We start from the raw sequence: 25,033 nt of genomic DNA on the forward strand, positions 1-25,033 counted from the left end.
AAATGAAAGAACTGTCTGTCTACCCTGTAATATACGACCAGAAAGTAGCATGGGGAGATATGGATGCTTTTGGTCATGTCAATAATGTACAATATTATAGATATATTGAAAGCTCACGTATTTTATATATGGAAAATGTAAATATATTGACCCCAAATATATATACTGTTGTTGCTTCAAGTCAGTGCAAATATTTAAAACCTGTGTTTTATCCAGATGTATTGAAAGTAGGGGTTCGTGTAGAAGAGATGCGCAATAGCGCATTCCGTATGGCTTATATATTATGGAGTGAAACGCAGCAGCAAATCATTGCTACAGCTGAAGCAGTAATGGTTTGTGTAGATAAATCTACAGGTTTAAAATGTGAAATACCAAATGAAGTAAAAAGTAAAATTATTGAATTAGAAAAATCAGTAGGGCATGACTTAATACATTTAGCTTAAATAAATATTAAGAAAATATATTTCAATTATAATTATTAATGTAATTAAAAAGTAAATTTATAGCATTATTCTGACGAACTCGTCTTTCAAACTATTGCTTATTGAATAGATTATAAATACTATTGGTTATGATTTAATGTTTTTAAATTTTGTCTGTATTATTTGAATTGTCTGTAAGACTGGAGTATTTATTAATGAAACCGGATATTAGTGAATTATCTGTTGAAGAGTTAAAACGCTTACAAGAAGAAGCAGAAGCTTTAATTGCAAGCAAAAAAGATCAAGCAATTGAAGATGCATATAATCAAATTATCGAGATTGCTGAAAATGTAGGTTTTAGTGTTGAACAACTTCTTGAGTTTGGTGCTCAAAAACGTAAGAAAACAACACGTAAATCTGTAGAACCACGCTACCGTAACAAAAACAACTCTGAAGAGACTTGGACTGGTCGCGGTAAACAACCACGCTGGTTAGTTGCTGAAATTGAAAAGGGTGCAAAACTTGAAGATTTCTTAATCTAATTGTATTGCTTCTTAAAAAGCCAAGCGATTTAGCTTGGCTTTTTTATTTTAAAAAGAATTAAAACTTTTATTTAAAAAATAAAGTATTCAATAAAGTGTTTAAATTCCTGAATAAATACATTGTTGAGACTAAATTTGCATTTAGTGAGATCAATCGTCAATTTTCATGATTTTGTCATACGTACAACTTATAGTCTTTAAGAAGACGCCAAGCCTGATTGCTTGGTTTTTTTATATGAAGTGAATTGGCGATGTTGAAAAAGTATGCATAATGTCAGACTAGAGAGGAACTCTCATATAAGGACGATAATTTGCATGTTGGTAAGGCTGAATGAAGAAAAAGTCTAAGCAATGGAAGTGGTGGTTTTTTGCCCTCATTGCATTTTTAATTTTTATTATTTTACAGATTCCGGCGACTTGGCTTATCTCTAAATTTTCAAAAAATAATCAAACTGTCCATAATGTAAGTGGCAACATCTGGCAGGGGCAAGCAGATTGGCATCGTGGTGCTTTACGGGGAACCATTCACTGGAAAACGAGACCTCTAGATTTACTTTTATTACGCTTTGCTGCAGATGTTGATATTCATAGCGGTAATACACAATTAGCGGGAATCATGGCATATGGTTTTGGCAAAAAAGTAATTGTACGAAATATGAATGGTCAAGTTGCTCCAGAAACACTGAAGCAGATTGTGAACTGGCAATGGCCTGTAAATAGTATTCAACTTAAAGATATTCAATTTAATTATAAAAAAGAGCAAGGCTTTGCAGCGGTTGATGGACAGTTGCATTGGGGTGGTGGAGCGCTAGTTTATAATATTGGTGATCGTCAAGATCGTATGAACATGCCTTCTTTAAGTGGGCAGTTGGCTGACCACAATGGACAGCTACAAGTTGACATCCGTGATCAGCGAAATCAAAAAATGGCGAATCTTTTACTTGATGCCAATATGATGCTTGATGTTCAACTCACGCAGCGTTTATTGCTTAACGTTCCATCTTATGATGGAAAAGCTGGTTTAGACACTTTTGTCATTAGTTCTCGCCAACCATTACTACAAGGTGGTAACTAATGAAAGCATGGCTTGATAAATTACAGCAATTACAATGGCAAAAATTAGATCGACTCAGTGTAGTCGTCTTAGCCATTTTAATTTTATGGTTGTGTTGGAAATTGGCTTCATTTTTTTGGTTGGTGATTGCTCCTCCACAAATGATGCAGTTTGATCGGGTAGAGCTCGGTTCTCAGCAGCCACAAATACCAAACATTAGTACTTTTTCACTTTTTAATGAACCTTCTGCCAATGCGGCTCAGGAAAGTGTGAATCTAGAATTACAAGGCGTAATGGTGGGTTATCCAAACCGCTTCTCTTCGGCTGTTATTAAAGTTGATAATATTGCTGAGCGTTATCGGGTTGGTGAAACCATTGGTTCTACTTCTTACCAACTGGCAGAAGTTTATTGGGATCATGTGGTGTTACGTCAAGGAAATGGCAGTACCCGAGAACTTGAGTTTAAAGGTTTGCCAAATGGTTTATATCAACCGATGACGCCAGATGCTTCACAACAACCTACTACACCTTCTCAACCTGCGGCACCTGTAAATACGACCCAACAAGCCCTAGGGCAAGCGATTCAGCAGATGCAAGGTAATCGAGAGCAGTACCTCAAAGATATGGGGGTCAGTGGCAACTCAAGTGAAGGTTATGAAGTTACAGAACGTACACCGACTGCGCTTAGAAATAAGTTAGGTTTAAGGCCTGGCGATCGAATTGTCTCTTTAAATGGTCAAACGGTTGGGCAAGGGCAAACGGATGTGCAATTACTTGAACAAGCTCGTCGAGCAGGGCAAGTAAAAATAGAAATAAAACGTGGTGATCAAGTGATGACCATACAACAAAATTTTTAGTGATAACACGTCACCATAAGAGTTAGGAAATATCGCGAGTTATGGCTTTATTGAATCATCAACGTCCACTTTGGGCATTACTTGCAGCAGCCCCATTGATTGCGACAGTGAGTAGCAGTGCCTATGCCCAAACATGGAAGATCAATTTACGTGATGCTGACTTAACTGCTTTTATTAATGAAGTTGCAGACATTACAGGAAAGAACTTCGCTGTAGATCCAAGAGTACGTGGTAACGTCACGGTCATTTCTAATAAGCCATTAAATAAAGATGAAGTTTATGACCTATTTCTTGGGGTTTTAAATGTAAATGGGGTTGTTGCAATTCCTTCTGGTAATACGATTAAGCTTGTGCCGGATAGCAACGTTAAAAACTCAGGAATTCCTTATGATGCTAGAAATAGGGTTCGTGGAGATCAAATCGTTACACGAGTGATTTGGCTTGAAAATACTAATCCAAATGACTTAATTCCAGCACTTCGCCCTTTAATGCCTCAGTTTGCGCATATGGCTGCGATTGCAGGAACCAATGCACTGATTGTTTCGGACCGTGCAGCAAATATCTATCAGCTTGAAAATATTATCCGTAACTTAGACGGGACTGGGCAAAACGATATTGAAGCGATCAATCTTCAATCGAGCCAAGCAGAAGAAATCATCACACAACTTGAAGCAATGAGCGCAACAGGTGCATCTAAAGATTTTAGCGGTGCTCGTATTCGTATTATTGCAGACAACCGAACAAACCGTATTTTAGTAAAAGGTGATCCAGAAACACGTAAGCGTATTCGCCACATGATTGAAATGCTGGATGTGCCTTCTGCTGATCGTTTGGGTGGCTTAAAAGTTTTTAGACTAAAATATGCGAGTGCTAAAAATTTATCAGAAATTTTACAAGGACTAGTCACTGGTCAAGCAGTATCTTCTTCTGGCAACAATAAGAACTCATCTAATTCATCAAATTCGATTAATGGTTTGATTGGGAATAACCAAAATTCTAGTTCAAACACGTCGGGTTCAAATGGTAGTTCAATATCTACCCCATCAATCAACCTAAGTGGTAATTCAAACAATAGTAATCAGAACAATATCACCAGCTTTAACCAAAATGGTGTAAGTATTATTGCAGATAATGCTCAGAACTCATTGGTGGTTAAAGCTGATCCCCAATTAATGCGTGAAATTGAATCTGCAATTCAACAACTAGACGTCCGTCGTCAACAAGTGCTTATCGAGGCCGCAATTATTGAAGTCTCTGGAGATGATGCAGATCAACTTGGAATTCAATGGGCGCTCGGCGATTTATCTAGTGGAATTGGTTTACTTAGCTTTAGTAATGTAGGGGCGAGTTTATCTTCTATTGCTGCTGGTTATTTATCAGGTGGGACGGCTGGAGCTGCATCTGCTATCGCTAATGGAGCTAATAAAGGTAATGGTGCAACTTTAGGATTGGGTAGTTTTGATAACTCTCGTAAGGCGTATGGTGCATTAATTCAAGCTCTCAAAACCAATACAAAATCAAACTTACTTTCAACGCCATCCATTGTAACGATGGATAATGAAGAAGCTTATATTGTTGTAGGTCAAAACGTTCCATTTGTCACAGGATCAGTCACTACCAATAGTACGGGTATTAATCCATACACTACTGTGGAACGCAAAGATGTCGGTGTAACATTAAAAGTTATTCCACATATTGGTGAAGGCGGTACAGTGCGTCTGGAAGTAGAGCAAGAGGTCTCTGCTGTTCAGGATAGTCGTGGGCAAGCTGCTGACTTGGTGACAAGTAAACGTGCTATTAAAACAGCTGTTTTGGCGGAACATGGGCAGACTGTAGTGCTGGGTGGTTTGGTATCAGATGACACATCACTTTCAAGGCAAGGTATACCAGGATTAAGTAGTATCCCTTATGTGGGGCGATTATTCCGATCGGATAATAGAAGTAATGTAAAACGTAATCTACTTGTCTTTATTCACCCAACAATTGTAGGCGATGCGAATGATGTTCGCCGTTTATCTCAGCAGCGCTATAATCAGCTTTATAGCTTGCAATTGGCTATGGATAAAAATGGTAATTTCGCAAAATTACCTGAGCAGGTTGATGATGTTTACAATCAAAAAATGACACCACCAAGTATTGGAACTCAATCCAAAAATTATCAACAGGTTCCATCAGGTGGAAAAAGCACGACCATAACCACACCAGTGGCGGTAGAGCCTGCTGTTCAGAAACAGACCTTGCAGTTACCTGATCCGGAAGTGAATCGAACTAAAAATACAGTAACAACAACGACACTGCGTCCAAGCACGGCACCGTAGTAGCATGTTATGATTGATAAAAAATGAATAGGACATAGGCATGACTTGGAAACTACAAGCAATTACTGGTGAATTTACTGGTCAAGAAATTAGTATTGATCGTGATATGTTGGTGGGACGTCATCAAGATGCTGATTTGCTATTACAGGCCGCTGAAATTTCGCGTCGCCATGCGGCATTGCTTTTAAAGGACCAATTGTTATGGGTGCAAGACCTTAATTCATCAAATGGTACATTTATAAACGATATTCGTATTGAGCAAGAAAAGCAGCTGCATGATGGCGATATTGTTCAATTTGCAAGTTTTAAATTTTCAGTACTAGCGCCTGCTCAAGAAAATAATGATTTACCTGAAATTGAAGCAGAGCCAGTACAAGCTGCACCGGCACAAGATTTAAGTGATCAAGGCATGCCAAGCCTTGCAGAGCGTGCTGCAGAGGTGGAAGTTCGCCACGATGGTATGCCGCAGAATATTTCTATTCCAAAACCTGCACCGATTCCTGAAGGAGTGAATATTCATGCTCAGCCTGAGCAAACTCCGGTTGCTATTGAAGAACCTGTTTCTCGTGTAGCTGAAGAAAAAGAGCAGCAAAAGAATGCATCTATTGGTTTAATTACTATTATTATTTTAGTGATTTTGGCTGTATTGGCATGGTTATTCTTTAAATAATTCGTTGGTGCATTTACAATCAAGGCATGCTAAACGCATGCCTTTTTAATTTTGAGTAGAAGAAAATGTCTGTTGCACAACTAAGTAAGCGCGATTTAATTTTATTTGACCTAGATGGAACCTTGGTTGATTCTGCTGCCGATTTATATCGGTCTATGAACTTAAGTCTGCAATCACTTAGTTGGCCATTAGTAACAGAAGCACAAATACGGGAATGGGTAGGCAAAGGGGCTTCAAAACTTTGTGAAAGTGTTCTGCTTCATATATTTGGAAAATTGGATGCTGAACAACATCAGGTTTTATTGCAAAAGTTTGTAGACATATATGGTGCAGAGCTGTGTGTAAATACTCAAATTTACCCAGGCGTACCTGAATTTTTAAAACATTGCCAAACTTTGAATATAAAAATGGCATGTGTTACCAATAAGCCTGTCAAGCTTGCTCAGGGACTGTTGGATGCCTTAGAGCTTTCTCCTTATTTTCAAGTTGTACTTGGAGGAGATAGCTTACCTGAAAGAAAACCGCACCCACTACCACTATTACATTGCATGGAAAGCCTAAAAACATCTGCTTCACAGTCCTTAATGATTGGTGACTCAAGTAATGATATTGAAGCTGCCCGCCGTGCCGGAATTGATTGTATTGTGGTTAGCTATGGCTATAATCATGGAGAAAATATCTATGATTGCCAACCTCAGCAAGTTGTTGATAGTCTTGCTGAGTTAATTGTCTAATGAAGAAAATGGAGATAAGAATGAATAAGCGTATGGTTTTTCGATGGCGTGTCTAACTCGAATCTAGAAAAACACACTTTTAAATCGAAACCATATTAGAGAAGATTCATGACAACATTAGCGCAATTTGAGCAACTTAAAACTGCTGGTTACAATACTATTCCAGTCTATCGTCAACGATTAGCAGATACTGAAACTCCATTATCGGTTTTTGCCCGCTTTAAAGATCAAACACAAGCTTACTTGTTTGAATCAGTTGAAGGTGGAGAGAACTGGGCTCGCTATTCTATGATTGGATTGGGTGAATCAACAGTTTTTTCCTGCAATGCTGGTGTTTTATCTATACAGCATGCTGATGGATCAATCACACAACAAGATTGTCTAGATCCATTTCAATACATTCGTGAATTCCAAAAACAATTTAAAGTACCCCCAGCCGATCTATTACCAGATTTACCAAGCTTTACAGGCGGATTAGTAGGTTATTTGGGCTATGACGCAGTCCGTTATATCGAGCCACGTTTAAAGAATGTTCCTACAGCCGATCCAATTACGCTTCCAGATTTATGGTTGATGCTTTCAAAAACGGTTATTGTTTTTGACAATCTTAAAGATACGTTATTTTTAATTGTTCATGCGGATGCAGAGCAGAGTAACGCCTATAATGATGCTCAACAAAAATTAGATCAATTAGAACAACTGTTGGCAACACCAGTTAGTTTGCAAGCGAAGCCGCATACACCTCCACATTTTGAATCGATCACTGGTAAAGCAAAATTTTTAGAGACAGTAGAAAAAGTTAAAGAATACATTCGTGCTGGCGATGTGATGCAGGTTGTTCCAGGGCAACGTATGGTTTCCGAATTTGATGGAGAAGCTTTACAGGTTTACCGTGCATTACGTCATCTAAATCCTTCACCTTATCTATTTTTAGTTCAAGGCCAAACGATTACTGATAAAAAACCATTTCATATAGTAGGTTCTTCGCCAGAAATTTTATCTCGTTTAGAAAATGGTATTGCTACGGTTCGGCCGTTAGCGGGAACCAGACCACGCGGTAAAACTAAAGAAGAAGATATTGCACTAGAAAAAGATTTGCTCTCTGACGAAAAAGAGATTGCTGAACATTTGATGCTGATTGACCTTGGTCGAAATGATGTAGGGCGTGTATCAAAAATTGGTAAGGTCCAAGTAACAGATCAAATGGTAATTGAGCGCTATTCACATGTCATGCATATTGTTTCAAATGTGCAAGGGGAAGTGCGTGATGATATCGATGCACTTGATGTATTTAAGGCAACCTTCCCGGCAGGAACCTTATCCGGTGCCCCAAAAATACGCGCAATGGAAATTATTGATGAAGTAGAGCCCGTAAAACGAGGTGTCTTTGGTGGAGCAGTGGGATATTTAGGTTGGCATGGTGAAATGGATATGTCGATTGCAATCCGTACTTGTGTTATCCGTGATAAAAAAGTGTATGTGCAAGCTGGAGCAGGGCTTGTTGCTGACTCAAATCCAGAATCTGAGTGGAATGAAACCCAAATAAAAGCTCGCGCAGTGATCAAAGCGGTTGAATTATCATCAAACGGATTGATTTTATGAGTTTTTAGCGGTTTTTTTTAAAAAACCGCTTGCATCGTTTGGAAGTTTTGCTAAACTGCACACCGTTCCGATACGAAACGTACGAAACACTAAGAAACGCCGGCATAGCTCAGTTGGTAGAGCAACTGACTTGTAATCAGTAGGTCCACAGTTCGAATCCGTGTGCCGGCACCATTTTAAAGTGTTAAGTTGAATGAGTAAAGAACAGCACTGTAGATAAGTGCGATATTGGTGAGATTCCCGAGCGGCCAAAGGGGGCAGACTGTAACTCTGTTGCGAAAGCTTCGAAGGTTCGAATCCTTCTCTCACCACCATCCTAAACTTCGAATGAAGTGGTTATTACCAACGTTGCGGGAGTAGCTCAGTTGGTAGAGCGGCAGCCTTCCAAGCTGCATGTCGCGAGTTCGATCCTCGTCTCCCGCTCCATCGAAGGATAGTCGCTCTTATAGCTCAGTGGTAGAGCACTCCCTTGGTAAGGGAGAGGTCTCGAGTTCAAATCTCGATAAGAGCTCCAGATATTAAAGTTTGAGTGGATTTCCACAAAGTTTTCAGAAAGCAGGCTATATAGTCTGCTTTTCAAGTATTGGGTGTCTGTTTTTTAGGCGATATGTCGATAAGCTGAGTTAGTTCAGCGCCATTTGTAGTTGGTTCGACGTAAACGAGGAAGATCATCATGGCTAAAGCCAAGTTTGAACGTAATAAACCACACGTAAACGTGGGTACAATCGGTCACGTTGACCATGGTAAAACAACTTTAACTGCTGCGATTGCAACTATTTGTGCAAAAACTTACGGCGGTGAAGCGAAAGATTACTCGCAAATCGACTCAGCACCTGAAGAAAAAGCACGTGGTATTACAATTAATACTTCACACGTAGAATACGATTCTCCAATTCGTCACTACGCACACGTTGACTGCCCGGGCCACGCCGATTACGTTAAAAACATGATCACTGGTGCTGCTCAGATGGACGGCGCGATCCTTGTATGTGCTGCGACTGACGGTCCAATGCCACAAACTCGTGAACACATCCTTCTTTCTCGTCAGGTTGGTGTACCTTACATCATCGTATTCTTAAACAAATGCGACCTTGTTGACGACGAAGAATTACTTGAATTAGTAGAAATGGAAGTTCGTGAACTTCTTTCTACTTACGACTTCCCAGGTGATGACACTCCAGTAATCCGTGGTTCAGCTCTTGCTGCTCTTAACGGTGAAGCAGGTCCTTACGGTGAAGAATCAGTTCTTGCTCTTGTAGCAGCTCTTGACTCTTACATCCCAGAACCAGAACGTGCTATCGACAAAGCATTCTTAATGCCAATCGAAGACGTATTCTCAATTTCTGGTCGTGGTACAGTAGTAACAGGCCGTGTAGAATCTGGTATCGTTAAAGTTGGTGAAGAAGTAGAGATCGTTGGTATTAAAGATACAGTTAAAACAACTGTAACTGGCGTAGAAATGTTCCGTAAACTTCTTGACGAAGGCCGTGCAGGCGAGAACTGTGGTGTATTACTTCGTGGTACTAAACGTGAAGACGTACAACGTGGTCAAGTACTTGCTAAACCAGGTACAATCAAGCCGCACACTAAATTCGACGCAGAAGTATACGTACTTTCTAAAGAAGAAGGTGGTCGTCACACTCCATTCTTAAATGGTTACCGTCCACAGTTCTACTTCCGTACAACTGACGTAACTGGTGCGATCCAGTTGAAAGAAGGCGTTGAAATGGTAATGCCAGGTGACAACGTTGAAATGTCAGTAGAATTAATCCACCCAATCGCAATGGACCCAGGTCTACGTTTTGCGATCCGTGAAGGTGGTCGTACTGTAGGTGCTGGTGTTGTTGCGAAAGTAACTGCATAAGCATAATATAGTGACGTATTACGTCTCAAGTTGAGAGCTTTGGCTCTCAACTTGCTTTATAGGTCAGTAGTTCAATTGGTAGAGCGTCGGTCTCCAAAACCGAATGTTGGGGGTTCGAGTCCCTCCTGACCTGCCATATTTTGAAATAAAAAGCTTGATGCTGGCTTAGTTGTTCATATAATAAGTCGCGAGTTCTACGACGAGTACAAAAATGTCGAATGATAAATCGCGTGACGCATTGAGCGACGCGCCAATTCCTCAAAGAAATAATTCTGCTGAAGTTGTTCGTACTGGTTCGCCTTTAGATATCGTTCTATGGGTGATAGCAATTGCATTATTGCTCTCGGCTACCATGGTGAATCAGCATTTACCAGCGTATTGGGCCCCTGCAAATAATGTATGGGTGCGCGTTGGGGTAATTTTTGCTTGTATCGTTGTGGCTTTAGGTTTATTATACGCCACCCATCAAGGTAAAGGCTTCGTTCGTTTGCTGAAAGATGCACGAGTCGAATTGCGTCGAGTAACTTGGCCAACAAAACAAGAAACAGTCACTACATCGTGGCAAGTTCTATTGGTTGTAGTTGTTGCATCGTTAGTATTATGGTGCTTCGACTATGGTTTGGGTTGGTTAATTAAGTTGATTATCGGGTAAAAGAGCTATGAAACGTTGGTACATTATTCATGCCTACTCTGGTTATGAAAAACAAGTGATGCGTTCACTTACAGAACGAATCCAGCGTAGCGCTGTTGCCGATAGCTTTGGTGATGTCCTAGTTCCTACCGAAGAAGTGGTAGAAATGAAGGATGGTAAGAAACGTAAATCTGAGCGTAAATTCTTTCCTGGCTATGTGTTAGTTGAAATGGAAATGAATGATGATACTTGGCACATTGTTAAAGAATGTCCAAAAGTATTAGGTTTTATCGGGGGTACACCTGAAAAACCTGCGCCAATCACTCAACGTGAAGCAGATGCGATTCTTGCGCGTGTACGTAATACTGGTGAAGCTCCACGTCCTAAGACGATGTTTGAACCAGGTGAAGAATTACTCGTTATTGACGGTCCATTCACAGACTTTAAAGGTGTGGTGGAAGAGGTTCAATACGACAAGTCACGTTTAACGTTGACGATTAACGTGTTTAATCGACCAACTCAGGTTGAACTCGAATTTCGCCAAGTCGAAAAAACGATTTAATCTTAATTGGTTGAAAAGCGCCCGATTTTATCGGGCATTGTTGTTGTAACAGTGTTGTTACGTAGAAATTGGGGAGCCTAACGGCGCCTGTACCCAGAGGTATTTTAAAATGGCTAAGAAGATTGACGGCTATATCAAGCTGCAAGTTCCAGCTGGTAAAGCAAATCCATCTCCACCAATTGGTCCTGCACTAGGTCAACGTGGTGTAAACATCATGGCATTCTGTAAAGAATTCAATGCTGCTACACAAAAAGTTGAACCAGGTCTTCCAATTCCTGTAGTGATTACTGTGTACAACGACAAGTCGTTCACATTCATCATGAAAACTCCTCCAGCTTCTATTCTTCTTAAGAAAGCTGCTGGTATCCAAAAGGGTTCATCTGTACCTAACAAAACTAAAGTTGGTAAGTTGACTCGTGCTCAATTAGAAGAAATCGCGACTACTAAAGAACCAGACTTAACTGGTGCTGATTTAGACGCGCGTGTTCGTACCATTGCTGGTTCTGCACGTTCTATGGGCTTGGAAGTGGAGCTATAAGACATGGCAAAGTTAACTAAACGTCAAAAAGCCATTGCTGCTGCTGTAGAAGCAAACAAAGTTTACACTTTGGAAGAAGCAGTACAGGTTCTTAACAGCTTACCTGCTGCAAAGTTCAAAGAATCTTTAGACATCTCTGTAAACCTTGGTGTAGATCCACGTAAATCTGATCAGGTTGTTCGTGGTGCGACTACATTACCTGCAGGTACTGGTAAAACTGTACGTGTAGCTGTATTTGCTCAAGGCGCTCAAGCAGAAGCTGCTAAAGAAGCTGGTGCTGATGTTGTAGGTTTTGATGACCTTGCTGAAAGCATCCAAGGTGGAAACCTTGACTTTGATGTTGTGATCGCTGCTCCAGACGCTATGCGTGTTGTTGGTAAGCTCGGTACAATTCTTGGTCCACGTGGTTTAATGCCAAACCCTAAAGTAGGTACTGTAACTCCTGATGTTGCGAATGCTGTTAAAAACGCGAAATCTGGTCAGGCTCGTTACCGTGTAGACAAAGCGGGTATTATCCACGCTGCGATTGGTCAAGTTGGCTTTGATGCTGCTGCAATCCGTCAAAACGTTGAAACTTTAGTTGCTGACTTGAAAAAGTTAAAACCTGCAACTTCTAAAGGTGTATACATCAAAAAGATCACTTTGAGCTCAACTATGGGTCCTGGTCTTACTGTTGATGTAAACAACGTTTCTAACTAAGTTTTAACTTAGTTCTGTACAGAATTTTAAAGTCCTGATTGAGTAGGTAGCAAAAATAGAAATAAGTTTCTATTTTTGCGCAGTTAAAGCAACGCTTTGACTCTTGCTTATCAGGCGGACTTTGAATTGATGAATGAGAATTTATCAGCGTCAAAGACCTCAGGCGAGAAGGCGTTATTTTCGGATAGCGGCTTTTCTTAATAATCCAGCCTGCGTAGACGCGGTGGTGTGATTTGTTCCTCCTCCGCGTGTAAGTCGAAAGGCTTACGAATTGGGAGTGTGCCCATTGGGTGCATAAATCACCTTAGGAGGTTTTACAATGGCTCTTCTTATCGAAGACAAAAAACAGATCGTTTCAGAAGTAAGTGAAGTTGCTTCTAAAGCGTTTGCAGCCGTTGTTGCTGACTATCAAGGTTTAAGCGTAGAGCAATTAACAACACTTCGTGTTGAAGCTCGTAAGTTAGGTGTAACTACACGTATCGTACGTAACACTTTGGCTAAGCGCGCATTCCAAGGTACTCAATTTGATATCTTGAACGACAACCTTGTTGGTCCAACAATTCTAGGTTTTTCAACTTCTGAAGATGACATGGGTGCAGCTGCACGCTTGTTTGAAGAATTTGCAAAAACTAACAAAGCATTTGAATTAAAAGCTGCTGCATTTGACGGCAAAGTTTATCAAGGTGCTGATGTTAGCGTAATTGCTAATCTTCCAAACCAAGAGAAAGCGCTTACTATGCTTGCCTCTGTTCTTCAAGCTCCTATTTCGAAATTGGGTCGCCTCATTACAGCGCTCAAAGAGAAAAACGAGTCAGAAGCTGCTTAATCAATTTTACACACCATTCAATATCCATTTGGAGTTATTCTCATGGCTTTAACTAACGAAGAAATCTTAAACGCAGTTGCTGAAAAAACTGTTCTTGAACTTGTTGAATTAATTTCTGCTTTCGAAGAGAAATTCAACGTTTCAGCTGCAGCTGTTGCTGTTGCTGCTCCAGCTGGTGGCGCTGCTGCAGCTGCTGAAGAACAATCTGAATTCAACGTTGAGTTGACTTCTTTCGGTGCTAACAAAGTAGCTGTTATTAAAGCAGTTCGTGAAGCAACTGGCCTTGGTCTTAAAGAAGCTAAAGACCTAGTTGAAGGTGCTCCTCAAGTTCTTAAAGAAGGCGTTTCTAAAGAAGAAGGCGAAGAACTTAAGAAGAAACTTGAAGAAGCTGGTGCTACAGTTACACTTAAGTAATTGTAAAAGGAGTCGGTTTTTAAATCGGCTCCATAAAATGGCTGATGGCTCTTGGGTCATCAGCCTTTTTGCGTTACAATAATCGGCTCGATTTTTGTTAGTTTTGTTTGATTTTTAGAAAAATCTAAATAAAACAAGAAATTTCAAATGTTTACCAATATTTTTCTTTTTTAAAAATATTGTTAAGCGTTTTTATACCACTAAAAATTGCAGCATTTGTAAACAGTGGTGGCCATATCGGCCTGCGTAATTCCTTCTGAGCCCGTTCTGCAGGCGGGCTTAGTTTACTTTCCGAGGACTCCAGATGGCATACTCATATACCGAAAAGAAACGGATCCGTAAGAATTTTGGTAAATTGCCCCAAGTAATGGATGCACCGTACTTACTATCGATTCAGGTCGATTCGTACAGAACATTCTTGCAAGATGGCAAAACTCCAAAAAACCGCGAAGATATCGGTCTCCAAGCCGCATTTCGTTCAGTTTTTCCTATCGAAAGTTATTCTGGCAATGCTGCTTTAGAATTTGTTGAGTATAGCCTTGGTAAACCTGAGTTCGATGTACGCGAATGTATTCTTCGTGGTTCGACTTATGCGGCACCAATGCGCGTTAAAATTCGTTTGATTATTAAAGATCGCGAAACTAAATCAATTAAAGACGTACGTGAACAAGAAGTCTATATGGGTGAAATTCCACTCATGACTGAAAACGGTACCTTTGTTATCAATGGTACTGAGCGTGTAATCGTATCTCAATTACACCGTTCACCAGGCGTATTCTTTGACCATGATAAAGGTAAGACTCACTCAAGTGGTAAAGTGTTGTATTCAGCACGTATCATTCCTTACCGTGGTTCATGGTTAGACTTTGAATTTGATGCAAAAGACCTTGTTTACGTACGTATTGACCGTCGTCGTAAATTACTTGCTACTGTTGTGTTACGTGCACTAGGTTATAACAATGAACAAATCTTGAATTTGTTCTACGAAAAAGTACCTGTGTATCTTGACATGGGCAGCTATCAAATTGACCTTGTTCCTGAGCGTTTACGTGGTGAAATGGCTCAATTTGATATTGCTGACAATGAAGGTAAAGTCATTGTTGAGCAAGGCAAACGTATTAATGCGCGTCACGTACGTCAAATGGAAGCTGCAGGTTTAACTAAACTTTCAGTTCCTGATGAGTACTTATATGAACGTATTACGGCTGAAGATATTACTTTACGTGATGGTGAAGTAATTGCTGCAAATACGTTGTTAAGCCATGAAGTAATGGTGAAGTTGGCAGAAGGTGGTGTTAAACAATTTAACATCCTATTCACGAACGACATCGACCGTGGTTCATTTGTTGCTGATACATTGCGTGCAGACACAACAGCGGGACGTGAAGAAGCATTAGTAGAAATCTACAAAGTAATGCGTCCAGGCGAGCCGCCAACAAAAGAAGCTGCTGAAAACCTATTCAATAACTTATTCTTCTCTTCTGAGCGTTATGACTTATCTCCAGTAGGTCGTATGAAGTTCAACCGTCGTCTAGGTCGTCCTTACGAAGTTGGCACTGATCAAAAATCTCGTGAAGTTGAAGGTATTTTATCGCACGAAGATATCATCGATGTATTACGTACGTTGGTTGAAATCCGTAACGGTAAAGGCGAAGTAGACGATATCGACCATTTAGGTAACCGTCGTGTACGTTCTGTTGGTGAAATGACAGAGAACCAATTCCGTGTTGGTTTAGTACGTGTTGAGCGTGCTGTTAAAGAGCGTTTAAGCCAAGCAGAAACTGATAACTTGTCTCCACAAGACTTGATTAATGCTAAGCCAGTTGCTGCTGCAATCAAAGAATTCTTTGGTTCAAGCCAGTTATCTCAGTTCATGGACCAAAACAACCCATTATCTGAGATTACACATAAGCGTCGTGTATCTGCGCTTGGCCCAGGTGGTTTAACACGTGAACGTGCAGGCTTTGAAGTACGTGACGTACATCAAACTCACTATGGTCGTGTGTGTCCAATTGAAACACCTGAAGGTCCAAACATTGGTTTGATTAACTCGCTTTCTGTATATGCAAAAGCGAATGACTTCGGTTTCTTGGAAACACCATACCGTAAAGTTGTAGATGGTCGTGTAACTGATGATGTTGAATATTTATCTGCAATTGAAGAAGTAGGTACTGTTATTGCACAGGCCGACTCAGCAGTAGATAAAGATGGCAACTTAACAGAAGAATTTGTTTCTGTTCGTCACCAAGGTGAATTCGTACGTATGCCACCTGAAAAAGTGACGCATATGGACGTTTCTGCACAGCAGGTTGTATCTGTTGCTGCATCACTTATTCCATTCCTTGAACACGATGACGCGAACCGTGCATTGATGGGTTCGAACATGCAACGTCAGGCTGTTCCTACTTTACGTGCTGACAAGCCTCTTGTTGGTACTGGTATGGAAGCGAATGTAGCACGTGATTCGGGTGTGTGTGTAATCGCAAACCGTGGTGGTGCAATTGAATATGTAGATGCTTCTCGTATCGTTATTCGTGTAAACGAAGATGAAATGGTTGCAGGTGAGGCAGGTGTAGATATCTATAACCTCATCAAATATACACGTTCGAACCAAAATACTTGTATTAACCAAAATGTTATCGTGAATTTGGGCGACAAAGTTGCTCGTGGTGACATCTTGGCAGATGGTCCGTCAACAGACATGGGTGAACTTGCGCTTGGTCAAAACATGCGTGTAGCGTTCATGACATGGAATGGTTACAACTATGAAGACTCGATCTTATTATCTGAGCGTGTTCTTCAAGAAGACCGTTTAACTTCTATTCATATTCAAGAATTGTCATGTGTGGCACGTGATACTAAGTTAGGTGCAGAAGAAATTACTGCCGATATTCCTAACGTAGGTGAAGCTGCGCTTTCTAAACTTGATGAATCAGGTATCGTTTATATCGGTGCTGAAGTTACTGCTGGTGACATCTTAGTTGGTAAAGTAACCCCTAAAGGCGAAACTCAGTTAACTCCTGAAGAAAAATTGCTTCGTGCAATCTTTGGTGAAAAAGCTGCTGACGTTAAAGATTCATCTTTACGTGTTCCATCTGGTACTAAAGGTACAGTTATCGACGTTCAAGTCTTCACTCGTGATGGCTTAGAGAAAGATGACCGTGCATTAGCGATTGAAAAAGCACAGCTTGATTCTTATCGTAAAGACTTGAAAGAAGAATATAAAATCTTCGAAGAAGCGGCTCGTGAACGTGTAATCCGTTTACTTAAAGGCCAAGAGTCTAATGGCGGTGGTTCAACTAAACGTGGCGATAAACTTTCTGAAGATTTATTGTCTGGTTTAGAGCTTGTTGATTTACTTGAAATTCAACCGACAGATGAAGCAATCGCTGAGCGTTTAACTCAGATTCAAGTGTTCTTGAAAGAGAAGAGCGCAGAAATCGATGAGAAATTCGCTGAGAAGAAACGTAAGCTTGCAACAGGTGATGAGTTAACAACTGGCGTATTGAAAGTTGTTAAAGTTTACTTAGCTGTTAAACGTCGTATTCAGCCTGGTGATAAGATGGCTGGTCGTCATGGTAACAAGGGTGTTGTTTCTAACATCTTACCTGTTGAAGACATGCCACACGATGCGAACGGTGTACCTGTAGATATCGTATTGAACCCGTTGGGCGTACCATCTCGTATGAACGTGGGTCAGATTCTCGAGACTCACTTGGGTATGGCGGCTAAAGGGCTTGGTGACAAAATCGAAAAAATGTTGAAAGAACAGCGTACAGTTTTAGAACTACGTGAATTCTTAGACAAGATTTATAACAAAGTCGGTGGCGAGCAAGAAGATCTTGATAGCTTGACTGATGATGAAATCCTAGCACTTTCAGGCAACTTGCGTGCTGGTGTTCCTTTGGCTACTCCTGTATTTGATGGTGCTGAAGAAAGTCAAATTAAAGATTTACTTGAGTTGGCTGACATTTCACGTACAGGTCAAACAGTATTGTTTGATGGACGTACAGGTGAACAGTTTGACCGTCCAGTAACTGTTGGTTACATGTACATGTTGAAGTTGAACCACTTAGTTGATGACAAGATGCATGCGCGTTCAACTGGTTCTTACTCATTAGTTACACAACAACCGCTTGGTGGTAAAGCACAATTCGGTGGTCAGCGTTTCGGTGAGATGGAAGTATGGGCACTTGAAGCATACGGTGCAGCATATACACTCCAAGAAATGCTCACAGTGAAATCGGATGACGTTGAAGGCCGTACTCGCATCTATAAGAATATTGTAGATGGTAACCATTATATGGATCCGGGTATGCCTGAATCGTTCAACGTATTGACCAAAGAGATCCGTTCTTTAGGTATCAACATTGAACTGAAAAATGGTGATTAAGTCGTAAGACTCACGATTTTTTAGGAAAAAACAATATTTGTGACCCAGTCGGGTAAGCGAGGCTTCCCGACACACGGAGAAAAAAATTGAAAGACTTGCTCGATATCATGCGTAAGAAAACGGATTCAGATGGTCATGCGCCAGTTGAGTTTGACCGTATCCGTATTGGTCTTGCGTCACCAGAAATGATTAAGTCATGGTCTCATGGTGAAGTTAAAAAACCTGAGACGATCAACTATCGTACGTTCAAGCCAGAACGTGACGGTTTATTCTGTGCCAAAATCTTTGGTCCAGTAAAAGATTACGAATGCTTGTGTGGTAAATACAAGCGTATGAAATACAAAGGCGTCATTTGTGAAAAATGTGGCGTTGAAGTAACTACAGCGAAAGTTCGTCGTGAACGTATGGGTCACATTGAACTTGCTTCTCCAGTTGCGCATATCTGGTTCTTAAAATCGTTACCTAGCCGTATCGGTTTATTACTTGATATGACACTTCGTGATATCGAACGTGTATTGTATTTCGAATCATATGTTGTTACTGATCCTGGCATGACGCCTTTCGAAAAGTATCAACTTCTTAATGACGAAGAATACTTTACAGCTTTAGAAGAGCACGGTGACGAGTTCGTTGCAAAAATGGGTGCGGAAGCAGTTCAAGACTTGTTGAAAGACATTGATCTTGAAGCTGAGATTGCTCGTTTACGTGAAGAAATTCCTCAAACAACTTCTGAAACGAAGTTGAAAAAAGCATCTAAACGCTTGAAATTGATGGAAGCATTCAAAGACTCGAACAACAAGCCAGAATGGATGGTAATGAATGTACTTCCGGTGCTTCCACCAGATTTACGTCCATTAGTTCCACTTGAAGGTGGTCGTTTCGCGACTTCTGACTTGAACGATTTATATCGTCGTGTAATTAACCGTAACAACCGTTTGAAGCGTCTTCTTGACCTTGCAGCGCCGGACATCATCGTACGTAACGAAAAACGTATGTTACAAGAGTCTGTAGATGCGTTGCTTGATAACGGTCGTCGTGGTCGTGCAATTACTGGTTCTAACAAACGTCCATTAAAATCTTTGGCAGACATGATCAAAGGTAAACAAGGTCGTTTCCGTCAGAACTTGTTAGGTAAGCGTGTTGACTACTCTGGTCGTTCGGTAATTACTGTAGGTCCTACTTTACGTCTTCACCAATGTGGTCTTCCGAAGAAAATGGCACTTGAATTATTCAAGCCATTCATTTTCGCGAAATTACAAGCTTCAGGTCAGGCAACAACCATTAAAGCTGCGAAGAAAATGGTTGAGCGTGAGACTCCGGAAGTTTGGGACGTTCTTGCATCTGTAATTCGTCAACATCCAGTAATGTTGAACCGTGCGCCAACACTTCACCGTTTAGGTCTTCAAGCATTTGAACCTATTCTTATTGAAGGTAAGGCAATCCGTCTTCACCCACTCGTTTGTGCTGCGTTTAACGCCGACTTCGATGGTGACCAAATGGCGGTACACGTTCCATTGACACTTGAAGCACAGTTAGAAGCTCGTGCATTGATGATGTCAACAAACAACATCTTGTCACCAGCAAACGGTGAGCCAATTATCGTTCCTTCTCAGGACGTTGTCTTGGGTCTTTACTACATCACACGTGATGCAGTAAATGCTAAAGGTGAAGGCATGGTGTTTGCGGATACTCACGAAGTAAACCGTGCACTTGCAACTGGTCAAGTTGCGATTCATGCTCGTGTTAAAGTACGTGTGCATCAAACTGTTATCAATGAAAATGGTGAGCGTGAACAGCAAACTATTATTGTTGATACGACACCAGGTCGTTGCTTACTTTGGGAAGTTGTTCCAGAAGGTTTAAGCTTTGACATGATCAACCTTGAGATGACTAAAAAGAACATCTCGAAGTTAATCAACTCTTGCTACCGTAAACTTGGTTTGAAAGATACAGTTATTTTCGCTGACCAGTTAATGTACTTGGGCTTCCGTCAAGCGACTCGTTCAGGTGTATCTGTAGGTATGGAAGACATGTTAATTCCACCTACTAAGCACACAATTATTGATAAAGCTGAAACAGAAGTTCGTGAAATCGAACAACAGTTCGAACAAGGTTTCGTAACTGCTGGTGAGCGTTATAACAAAGTTGTCGATATTTGGGCGCGTACAAACGACCAAGTTGCTAAAGCGATGATGGATAACTTGTCTTACACACTTGTGAAAAACAAACAAGGTGAAGATGAGAAGCAAAAATCATTCAACAGCATCTATATGATGTCTGACTCTGGTGCCCGTGGTAGTGCGGCGCAGATTCGTCAGCTTGCTGGTATGCGTGGTTTGATGGCAAAACCGGATGGCTCGATTATTGAGACACCAATTAAAGCGAACTTCCGTGAAGGTTTAACAGTACTTCAGTACTTTATTTCTACACACGGTGCGCGTAAAGGTTTGGCCGATACAGCATTGAAAACAGCGAACTCTGGTTACTTGACTCGTCGTCTTGTAGACGTAGCACAAGACTTGGTAATTACTGAGCCTGATTGTGGTACAAATGGCGGCCTAGTAATGACTCCATTCATTCAAGGTGGTGATGTCATCGAGCCATTACGTGACCGTGTATTAGGTCGTGTAACTGCTGAAGATGTACGTCGTGCTTCTGATGATGAAGTTGTATTACCTCGCGGTACGTTAATTGACGAGAAAATCGCAGCTCAGCTTGAAGAGGCTGGTGTCGATGAAGTTAAAGTACGTTCAGTAATCGCATGTGAATCTACATTCGGTGTATGTGCTCGTTGTTATGGTCGTGACCTTGCACGTGGTCACTTGGTGAACCCAGGTGAATCAGTAGGTGTAATGGCTGCGCAATCAATTGGTGAGCCAGGTACACAGTTAACGATGCGTACGTTCCACGTAGGTGGTGCTGCGAGCCGAACTTCTGCTGCAAACAGTGTTCAAGTACGTAACAAAGGTACTGTACGTTTCCACAACGTGAAAACTGTACAACACGCGAAAGGTCACTTGGTTTCAGTTTCACGTTCAGGTGAAATTGGTATTGCCGATGAGTTAGGTCGTGAGCGTGAGCGTTATAAACTTCCTTACGGTGCAAGCATCTTGTTGAAAGATGGTGAAGTCGTTGAGGCAGGTGGTATCGTTGCGACTTGGGATCCGCATACACATCCATTAGTAACAGAAGTTGCTGGTAAAGCACGTTTCAGCCAAATCGCTGATGGTGTAACTGCAACATCGAAAACTGATGATGCAACTGGTATGACAACTGTTGAAATCTTGCCTGTAACAGCACGTCCTGCTTCTGGTAAAGATTTACGTCCAGCAATCGTATTGGATACGGCTGATGGCGGCGAACAGTTCTACTTCTTGCCACAAAACACAATTGTTACCGTTCGTGATGGCGAAACAATTGGTGTGGGTGACGTTATTGGTCGTGTACCACAAGAATCTTCACGTACTCGTGATATTACCGGTGGTCTTCCACGTGTTGCTGACTTGTTCGAAGCACGTAAGCCGAAAGAACACGCGATCTTGGCAGAAGTGTCTGGTATCGTAAGCTTTGGTAAAGAGACTAAAGGTAAGAACCGTTTAGTAATTACTCCAGATGACGGTTCTGAAATTTACGAAGAGTTGATTCCAAAATGGCGTCAAATCAACGTGTTTGAAGGTGAACATGTGAACCGTGGTGAAACCATTTCTGATGGTCCACAAAACCCACATGACATCTTACGCTTGAAAGGCGAAGTTGCTTTAACTAACTACATCGTGAACGAAGTTCAAGACGTTTACCGTCTCCAAGGTGTAAAAATCAACGATAAGCACATTGAAGTTATCGTACGTCAAATGTTGCGTAAAGTTGATATCATCGATGGTGGTGATACAAGCTTCATTAAAGGCGAACAAGTGGATTACATCCGCGTTGTTCAAGAGAACCAAGCTGTCTTGGCTCAGAACAAGTTCCCTGCGAAGTTTGAACGTCAATTGATGGGTATTACGAAAGCATCGCTTTCTACTGACTCGTTCATCTCTGCTGCATCGTTCCAGGAAACAACTCGTGTGTTAACTGAAGCGGCTGTAACAGGTAAAGAAGATGATTTACGCGGCTTGAAAGAGAACGTTGTAGTGGGTCGCTTGATTCCAGCTGGTACTGGTCTTGCATACCATTTAGAACGTCGTCGTCAAGAAGCAGAAGCTGCAGAACATGAGCTTCATAATGACTTCAGCGAAGTAGACCAAGCATTTAGCCAAGCTTTAAACTCAGAACAATTCTAAGCTTAAAGTTCTATTAAAAAGACGCCTTAGGGCGTCTTTTTTGTGGAAAAAATAAGCTATTTTTACAAAAGTCTATTAAAGCACTCTTAATCTATTACTTAATGAGAAAAAACTCTTCATGAAAGCATACTATCCTAGGCACAACTGAGTAGAGGAGTAGCTTTCAATGAAAAAAATGATGATGATTGCAGGTGTGGGTCTGATGTCAACCACTCTATTTGTAGGTTGCCAAAATGCAAGTCCAGAAAGTAAACGTATTGGTTCTGCAGCTATTGGTGGCGGTGCAGGGGGGGCGGTAGGTAAACATGTGGGCGGTAATATTGGTGCAGGTTTAGGGGCAGCTCTTGGCGCAGGCGTTGCAGCAAATGCAAAAGGGTCTAACAGTAAAACTGTACGTAACAGTGCAATTGGTGCCGGTGTTGGTGCAATCTTAGGTGGTGCAGTGATTGGTGGTGATGCTGGTGCTGCTGCAGGTGGTGCACTTGGTGGTAGTGCGGGCGCGGCCTATGAAGAGAAAAAAGGGAAATACTAAAAGTACCTTTAAATATATTTAAACTAGAAGCTCTTTGTAAAATAAGAGCTTCTATTTTCTTTGCTTATTAGATTGAAATTTAAATAATAACTAGACCTAGAATGCTTTTACAAAATATCAATCTATTGCCACAGTGCGATAACATAAACTGATCAAATTCCTCATAAAAGAAGATTATGCTTTGATTAGAGCACAATGGAGTGAGTATGGTCATGAAAAAAACAATTGGTTTAATTTCTACTTTAATGTTATCTGCATTCATGTTCACTGGTTGTCAGAATATGAGTCCATCTGATCAGCGTATTGGTGCAGCGGCATTAGGCGGTGCTGTTGGTGGTGGTGTCGGTAACCATGTTGGTGGCGGGCTAGGCGCTGGTGTAGGTGCAGCAGCTGGTGCGGGTGTAGGTGCGAATGCTAAAGGTAGTAATAAGAGTTCCACAACAAGTAGTGCTATCGGTGCCGGTATTGGATCTGTAGTAGGGAAAGCCATTTTTGGTGGTGACACAGGCGCTGCGATTGGTGGTGCACTTGGTGGTGGTGCCGGCGCTGCGATTGAAGAAAAGCGTTAGAATTTACTAAAATAAAAATAAGTGCCTTTAGGCACTTATTTTTATGGGTATAAGGCTTTTGCCTTTTTTCTACGGATGTATAGCGTCTTTTGCACTTCAGCAATTCTCACACCTGATTCATCAAAAATATTTAAATGATATGTTCTAAGCACTGGAGCATAGTTCTCGGCAAGTTCTCGAATCTGTTCAATTTCTGCTAAATCAACTCGAATATCAGCATAAACAGTGCTTCGCCCAGGCGATAAAAAATTAATCTCAGCCGCTTTATCCCAAACTATATATTTTGATCCAAGGTGATGCATAAGAATCAGCATATAAAATGGATCAACCATAGAATAAAGACTACCCCCAAAATGAGTACCTACCAGATTTTGGTTTTTCCAGGTCAGTGGCATTTTTACGCGAACATGACAAAGCTCTAAATTCATGATTTCAATATGAATCCCTGCACCACGGTAGGGAGGATAATAATTAAATAAGAATTTAGAAATTGAGGGAATGTTCTGAAGTTTTTTTAAAATAGCCATAATAGTCAATTTTTTTTATTGCAACACTGGTCATACTAGATAAGTATCATCTTTTTTATATTGATGGCAATGCTTTATCCGATTAACGACATGATCGATTGAAAAACAAAATAGGAAATGATTATGCAGCCAAAGATTTATACAGTAACAACAAGTGATCAACAAACTCTATGCGCTAAGGCTTGGGGTGATGAGAAAAATACTCCATTAGTTTTAGTACATGGTTATCCAGATAATCAGGAAGTATGGGAATCGGTCATTGAGCATTTAATCAATGATTTTTATATTGTTACTTATGATGTCCGTGGAGCGGGTTTGTCATCTATTCCTAAACGAATACGGGATTATCGTTTAGAACGTTTATCTTTAGACTTACAAGAAGTCGTCGATGAAGTACTCCCAAATCGACAGTTCCATATGGCTGCCCATGATTGGGGATCAATTCAGTCTTGGGAGTCTGCAACTGAACCTAAATTTAAAGGCCGTTTACTCTCTTATACAACCATTTCTGGTCCTTGTTTAGATCATGCTGCGCTGTTCTTAAGAGATAAATTTAAAACGACTCCTGCAAAAATCTTAAAAATACTAACAAAATCATGGTATATCGGTGCTTTCCATTTACCATTAATTGCTCCGACGGTGTGGTCTCTTTTTACTCCAGAAAAATGGGGCAAAATATTAAAAGACTTAGAGAGAAAAGATAATTTACCGTTAAATAGTAATATTTCTGCTGATGGTAAATACGGGATTAATTTATATCGTGCGAATTTTATTTCTCGCTTAACAACTCCTCGCCAGCGTTATGCACAGTGTCCAGTCAAAGCAATAATTTTAAAATACGATACTTTTGTGAGTCCTGAATATATTACGGAAGCAATGCCAAAATGGGTTGAAAACTTTGAGTATGTTGAGCTTGAAGCAAACCATTGGGCGATTCTGAGTCAGGCTGAAAAAGTGGCAGGACATATTCGTCAGTTCATCGAATCACAAAGTTAATAA

21 protein-coding genes and 5 tRNA genes are annotated in these 25,033 nt (G+C 40.8%); 25 read left to right on the forward strand and 1 reads right to left on the reverse strand.

All coding sequences use genetic code 11. The features are described 5' to 3' along the window. Positions 1 to 2 precede the first annotated feature (2 nt). The 24 genes from ABLC00_RS01520 (at position 3) to ABLC00_RS01635 (ending at position 23,507) form a co-directional block, all read left to right on the forward strand. Positions 3 to 443, forward strand: a complete 441-nt coding sequence (locus ABLC00_RS01520) for a thioesterase family protein (RefSeq protein ID WP_016803694.1) — start codon at positions 3 to 5, stop codon at positions 441 to 443. Between the two features lie 194 nt (positions 444 to 637). Continuing rightward, positions 638 to 964 (forward strand): H-NS family nucleoid-associated regulatory protein, encoded by a 327-nt coding sequence (locus ABLC00_RS01525; protein ID WP_002053185.1) that lies wholly within the window; start codon positions 638 to 640, stop codon positions 962 to 964. A 331-nt stretch (positions 965 to 1,295) separates the two neighbouring features. After that, the gene (gene gspN, locus ABLC00_RS01530) at positions 1,296 to 2,039 is read left to right on the forward strand and encodes a type II secretion system protein N (protein ID WP_004710896.1); all 744 of its coding nucleotides are present in this window, start codon (positions 1,296 to 1,298) and stop codon (positions 2,037 to 2,039) included. After that, on the forward strand, positions 2,039 to 2,875 hold the full coding sequence (locus ABLC00_RS01535; protein WP_033846939.1) for a type II secretion system protein N: 837 nt from the start codon (positions 2,039 to 2,041) through the stop codon (positions 2,873 to 2,875). The genes gspN and ABLC00_RS01535 overlap by 1 nt, the downstream gene beginning before the upstream one ends. A gap of 41 nt (positions 2,876 to 2,916) precedes the next feature. Then, positions 2,917 to 5,193, forward strand: a complete 2,277-nt coding sequence (gene gspD, locus ABLC00_RS01540; RefSeq protein ID WP_044423594.1) for a type II secretion system secretin GspD — start codon at positions 2,917 to 2,919, stop codon at positions 5,191 to 5,193. A gap of 40 nt (positions 5,194 to 5,233) precedes the next feature. Beyond that, positions 5,234 to 5,863: an FHA domain-containing protein gene (locus ABLC00_RS01545; protein WP_004710890.1), complete on the forward strand. Its 630-nt coding sequence runs from the start codon at positions 5,234 to 5,236 to the stop codon at positions 5,861 to 5,863. A 65-nt stretch (positions 5,864 to 5,928) separates the two neighbouring features. Beyond that, positions 5,929 to 6,597, forward strand: coding sequence for a phosphoglycolate phosphatase (locus ABLC00_RS01550; protein WP_002053177.1), 669 nt, complete (start codon positions 5,929 to 5,931; stop codon positions 6,595 to 6,597). A gap of 108 nt (positions 6,598 to 6,705) precedes the next feature. Next, the gene (gene trpE, locus ABLC00_RS01555; protein ID WP_002053173.1) at positions 6,706 to 8,199 is read left to right on the forward strand and encodes an anthranilate synthase component I; all 1,494 of its coding nucleotides are present in this window, start codon (positions 6,706 to 6,708) and stop codon (positions 8,197 to 8,199) included. Positions 8,200 to 8,297: 98 nt separating this feature from the next. Further along, positions 8,298 to 8,373, forward strand: a tRNA-Thr gene (locus ABLC00_RS01560). 56 nt (positions 8,374 to 8,429) lie between these two features. Continuing rightward, a tRNA-Tyr gene (locus ABLC00_RS01565) sits at positions 8,430 to 8,513 on the forward strand. Between the two features lie 36 nt (positions 8,514 to 8,549). Then, positions 8,550 to 8,625: transfer RNA gene (locus ABLC00_RS01570), tRNA-Gly, on the forward strand. Between the two features lie 13 nt (positions 8,626 to 8,638). Further along, positions 8,639 to 8,713, forward strand: a tRNA-Thr gene (locus ABLC00_RS01575). Between the two features lie 159 nt (positions 8,714 to 8,872). Next, on the forward strand, positions 8,873 to 10,063 hold the full coding sequence (gene tuf, locus ABLC00_RS01580; protein ID WP_002157016.1) for an elongation factor Tu: 1,191 nt from the start codon (positions 8,873 to 8,875) through the stop codon (positions 10,061 to 10,063). 60 nt (positions 10,064 to 10,123) lie between these two features. Then, a tRNA-Trp gene (locus ABLC00_RS01585) sits at positions 10,124 to 10,199 on the forward strand. A gap of 75 nt (positions 10,200 to 10,274) precedes the next feature. After that, a complete protein-coding gene (secE, locus tag ABLC00_RS01590; RefSeq protein WP_002157045.1) occupies positions 10,275 to 10,715 on the forward strand; it encodes a preprotein translocase subunit SecE in 441 nt (146 codons plus the stop codon). Between the two features lie 7 nt (positions 10,716 to 10,722). After that, entirely contained in the window at positions 10,723 to 11,256 is a 534-nt protein-coding gene (nusG, locus tag ABLC00_RS01595; protein ID WP_002115092.1) for a transcription termination/antitermination protein NusG, read from the forward strand. Between the two features lie 109 nt (positions 11,257 to 11,365). Beyond that, positions 11,366 to 11,794 carry a 50S ribosomal protein L11 gene (gene rplK, locus ABLC00_RS01600; protein ID WP_001074682.1) on the forward strand — a complete coding sequence of 143 codons (429 nt, stop codon included), beginning with the start codon at positions 11,366 to 11,368 and terminating at the stop codon, positions 11,792 to 11,794. Positions 11,795 to 11,797: 3 nt separating this feature from the next. Then, positions 11,798 to 12,493 (forward strand): 50S ribosomal protein L1, encoded by a 696-nt coding sequence (rplA, locus tag ABLC00_RS01605; RefSeq protein ID WP_002156922.1) that lies wholly within the window; start codon positions 11,798 to 11,800, stop codon positions 12,491 to 12,493. Positions 12,494 to 12,812: 319 nt separating this feature from the next. Then, positions 12,813 to 13,319 carry a 50S ribosomal protein L10 gene (gene rplJ, locus ABLC00_RS01610; protein ID WP_002157004.1) on the forward strand — a complete coding sequence of 169 codons (507 nt, stop codon included), beginning with the start codon at positions 12,813 to 12,815 and terminating at the stop codon, positions 13,317 to 13,319. 42 nt (positions 13,320 to 13,361) lie between these two features. Further along, positions 13,362 to 13,733: a 50S ribosomal protein L7/L12 gene (gene rplL / locus ABLC00_RS01615; protein ID WP_001229360.1), complete on the forward strand. Its 372-nt coding sequence runs from the start codon at positions 13,362 to 13,364 to the stop codon at positions 13,731 to 13,733. A gap of 304 nt (positions 13,734 to 14,037) precedes the next feature. Continuing rightward, positions 14,038 to 18,126 carry a DNA-directed RNA polymerase subunit beta gene (gene rpoB / locus ABLC00_RS01620; RefSeq protein ID WP_002156925.1) on the forward strand — a complete coding sequence of 1,363 codons (4,089 nt, stop codon included), beginning with the start codon at positions 14,038 to 14,040 and terminating at the stop codon, positions 18,124 to 18,126. 86 nt (positions 18,127 to 18,212) lie between these two features. Next, positions 18,213 to 22,406, forward strand: coding sequence for a DNA-directed RNA polymerase subunit beta' (rpoC, locus tag ABLC00_RS01625; RefSeq protein WP_002053534.1), 4,194 nt, complete (start codon positions 18,213 to 18,215; stop codon positions 22,404 to 22,406). A gap of 166 nt (positions 22,407 to 22,572) precedes the next feature. After that, positions 22,573 to 22,938, forward strand: coding sequence for a hypothetical protein (locus tag ABLC00_RS01630; protein ID WP_002157021.1), 366 nt, complete (start codon positions 22,573 to 22,575; stop codon positions 22,936 to 22,938). A gap of 212 nt (positions 22,939 to 23,150) precedes the next feature. Next, positions 23,151 to 23,507 carry a hypothetical protein gene (locus tag ABLC00_RS01635; protein WP_023187972.1) on the forward strand — a complete coding sequence of 119 codons (357 nt, stop codon included), beginning with the start codon at positions 23,151 to 23,153 and terminating at the stop codon, positions 23,505 to 23,507. A gap of 41 nt (positions 23,508 to 23,548) precedes the next feature. Here the strand turns inward: ABLC00_RS01635 and ABLC00_RS01640 are convergent, their stop codons facing one another. Further along, on the reverse strand, positions 23,549 to 24,034 hold the full coding sequence (locus tag ABLC00_RS01640) for a DUF4442 domain-containing protein (RefSeq protein ID WP_002156984.1): 486 nt from the start codon (positions 24,032 to 24,034) through the stop codon (positions 23,549 to 23,551). A gap of 117 nt (positions 24,035 to 24,151) precedes the next feature. Here ABLC00_RS01640 and ABLC00_RS01645 point away from each other — a divergent pair, with 117 nt between their 5' ends. Next, positions 24,152 to 25,030, forward strand: a complete 879-nt coding sequence (locus ABLC00_RS01645; RefSeq protein ID WP_348941080.1) for an alpha/beta fold hydrolase — start codon at positions 24,152 to 24,154, stop codon at positions 25,028 to 25,030. The last annotated feature ends 3 nt before the right edge of the window (positions 25,031 to 25,033 follow it).

This window comes from Acinetobacter nosocomialis (assembly GCF_041021905.1).
Lineage (GTDB): Bacteria > Pseudomonadota > Gammaproteobacteria > Pseudomonadales > Moraxellaceae > Acinetobacter > Acinetobacter nosocomialis.

Bases quoted from the DNA above. Each gene is read 5' to 3' on its own strand.
- ABLC00_RS01545 (WP_004710890.1), top strand. From the start codon at position 5,234: ATGACTTGGAAACTACAAGCAATTACTGGTGAATTTACTGGTCAAGAA.
- rplJ (WP_002157004.1), top strand. From the start codon at position 12,813: ATGGCTCTTCTTATCGAAGACAAAAAACAGATCGTTTCAGAAGTAAGT.
- ABLC00_RS01525 (WP_002053185.1), top strand. From the start codon at position 638: ATGAAACCGGATATTAGTGAATTATCTGTTGAAGAGTTAAAACGCTTA.
- trpE (WP_002053173.1), top strand. From the start codon at position 6,706: ATGACAACATTAGCGCAATTTGAGCAACTTAAAACTGCTGGTTACAAT.
- rplK (WP_001074682.1), top strand. From the start codon at position 11,366: ATGGCTAAGAAGATTGACGGCTATATCAAGCTGCAAGTTCCAGCTGGT.
- ABLC00_RS01535 (WP_033846939.1), top strand. From the start codon at position 2,039: ATGAAAGCATGGCTTGATAAATTACAGCAATTACAATGGCAAAAATTA.
- ABLC00_RS01520 (WP_016803694.1), top strand. From the start codon at position 3: ATGAAAGAACTGTCTGTCTACCCTGTAATATACGACCAGAAAGTAGCA.
- tuf (WP_002157016.1), top strand. From the start codon at position 8,873: ATGGCTAAAGCCAAGTTTGAACGTAATAAACCACACGTAAACGTGGGT.
- ABLC00_RS01550 (WP_002053177.1), top strand. From the start codon at position 5,929: ATGTCTGTTGCACAACTAAGTAAGCGCGATTTAATTTTATTTGACCTA.
- gspN (WP_004710896.1), top strand. From the start codon at position 1,296: ATGAAGAAAAAGTCTAAGCAATGGAAGTGGTGGTTTTTTGCCCTCATT.
- gspD (WP_044423594.1), top strand. From the start codon at position 2,917: ATGGCTTTATTGAATCATCAACGTCCACTTTGGGCATTACTTGCAGCA.
- secE (WP_002157045.1), top strand. From the start codon at position 10,275: ATGTCGAATGATAAATCGCGTGACGCATTGAGCGACGCGCCAATTCCT.
- ABLC00_RS01645 (WP_348941080.1), top strand. From the start codon at position 24,152: ATGATTATGCAGCCAAAGATTTATACAGTAACAACAAGTGATCAACAA.
- rpoB (WP_002156925.1), top strand. From the start codon at position 14,038: ATGGCATACTCATATACCGAAAAGAAACGGATCCGTAAGAATTTTGGT.
- rplL (WP_001229360.1), top strand. From the start codon at position 13,362: ATGGCTTTAACTAACGAAGAAATCTTAAACGCAGTTGCTGAAAAAACT.
- ABLC00_RS01635 (WP_023187972.1), top strand. From the start codon at position 23,151: ATGAAAAAAACAATTGGTTTAATTTCTACTTTAATGTTATCTGCATTC.
- ABLC00_RS01630 (WP_002157021.1), top strand. From the start codon at position 22,573: ATGAAAAAAATGATGATGATTGCAGGTGTGGGTCTGATGTCAACCACT.
- nusG (WP_002115092.1), top strand. From the start codon at position 10,723: ATGAAACGTTGGTACATTATTCATGCCTACTCTGGTTATGAAAAACAA.
- rplA (WP_002156922.1), top strand. From the start codon at position 11,798: ATGGCAAAGTTAACTAAACGTCAAAAAGCCATTGCTGCTGCTGTAGAA.
- ABLC00_RS01640 (WP_002156984.1), bottom strand. From the start codon at position 24,034: ATGGCTATTTTAAAAAAACTTCAGAACATTCCCTCAATTTCTAAATTC.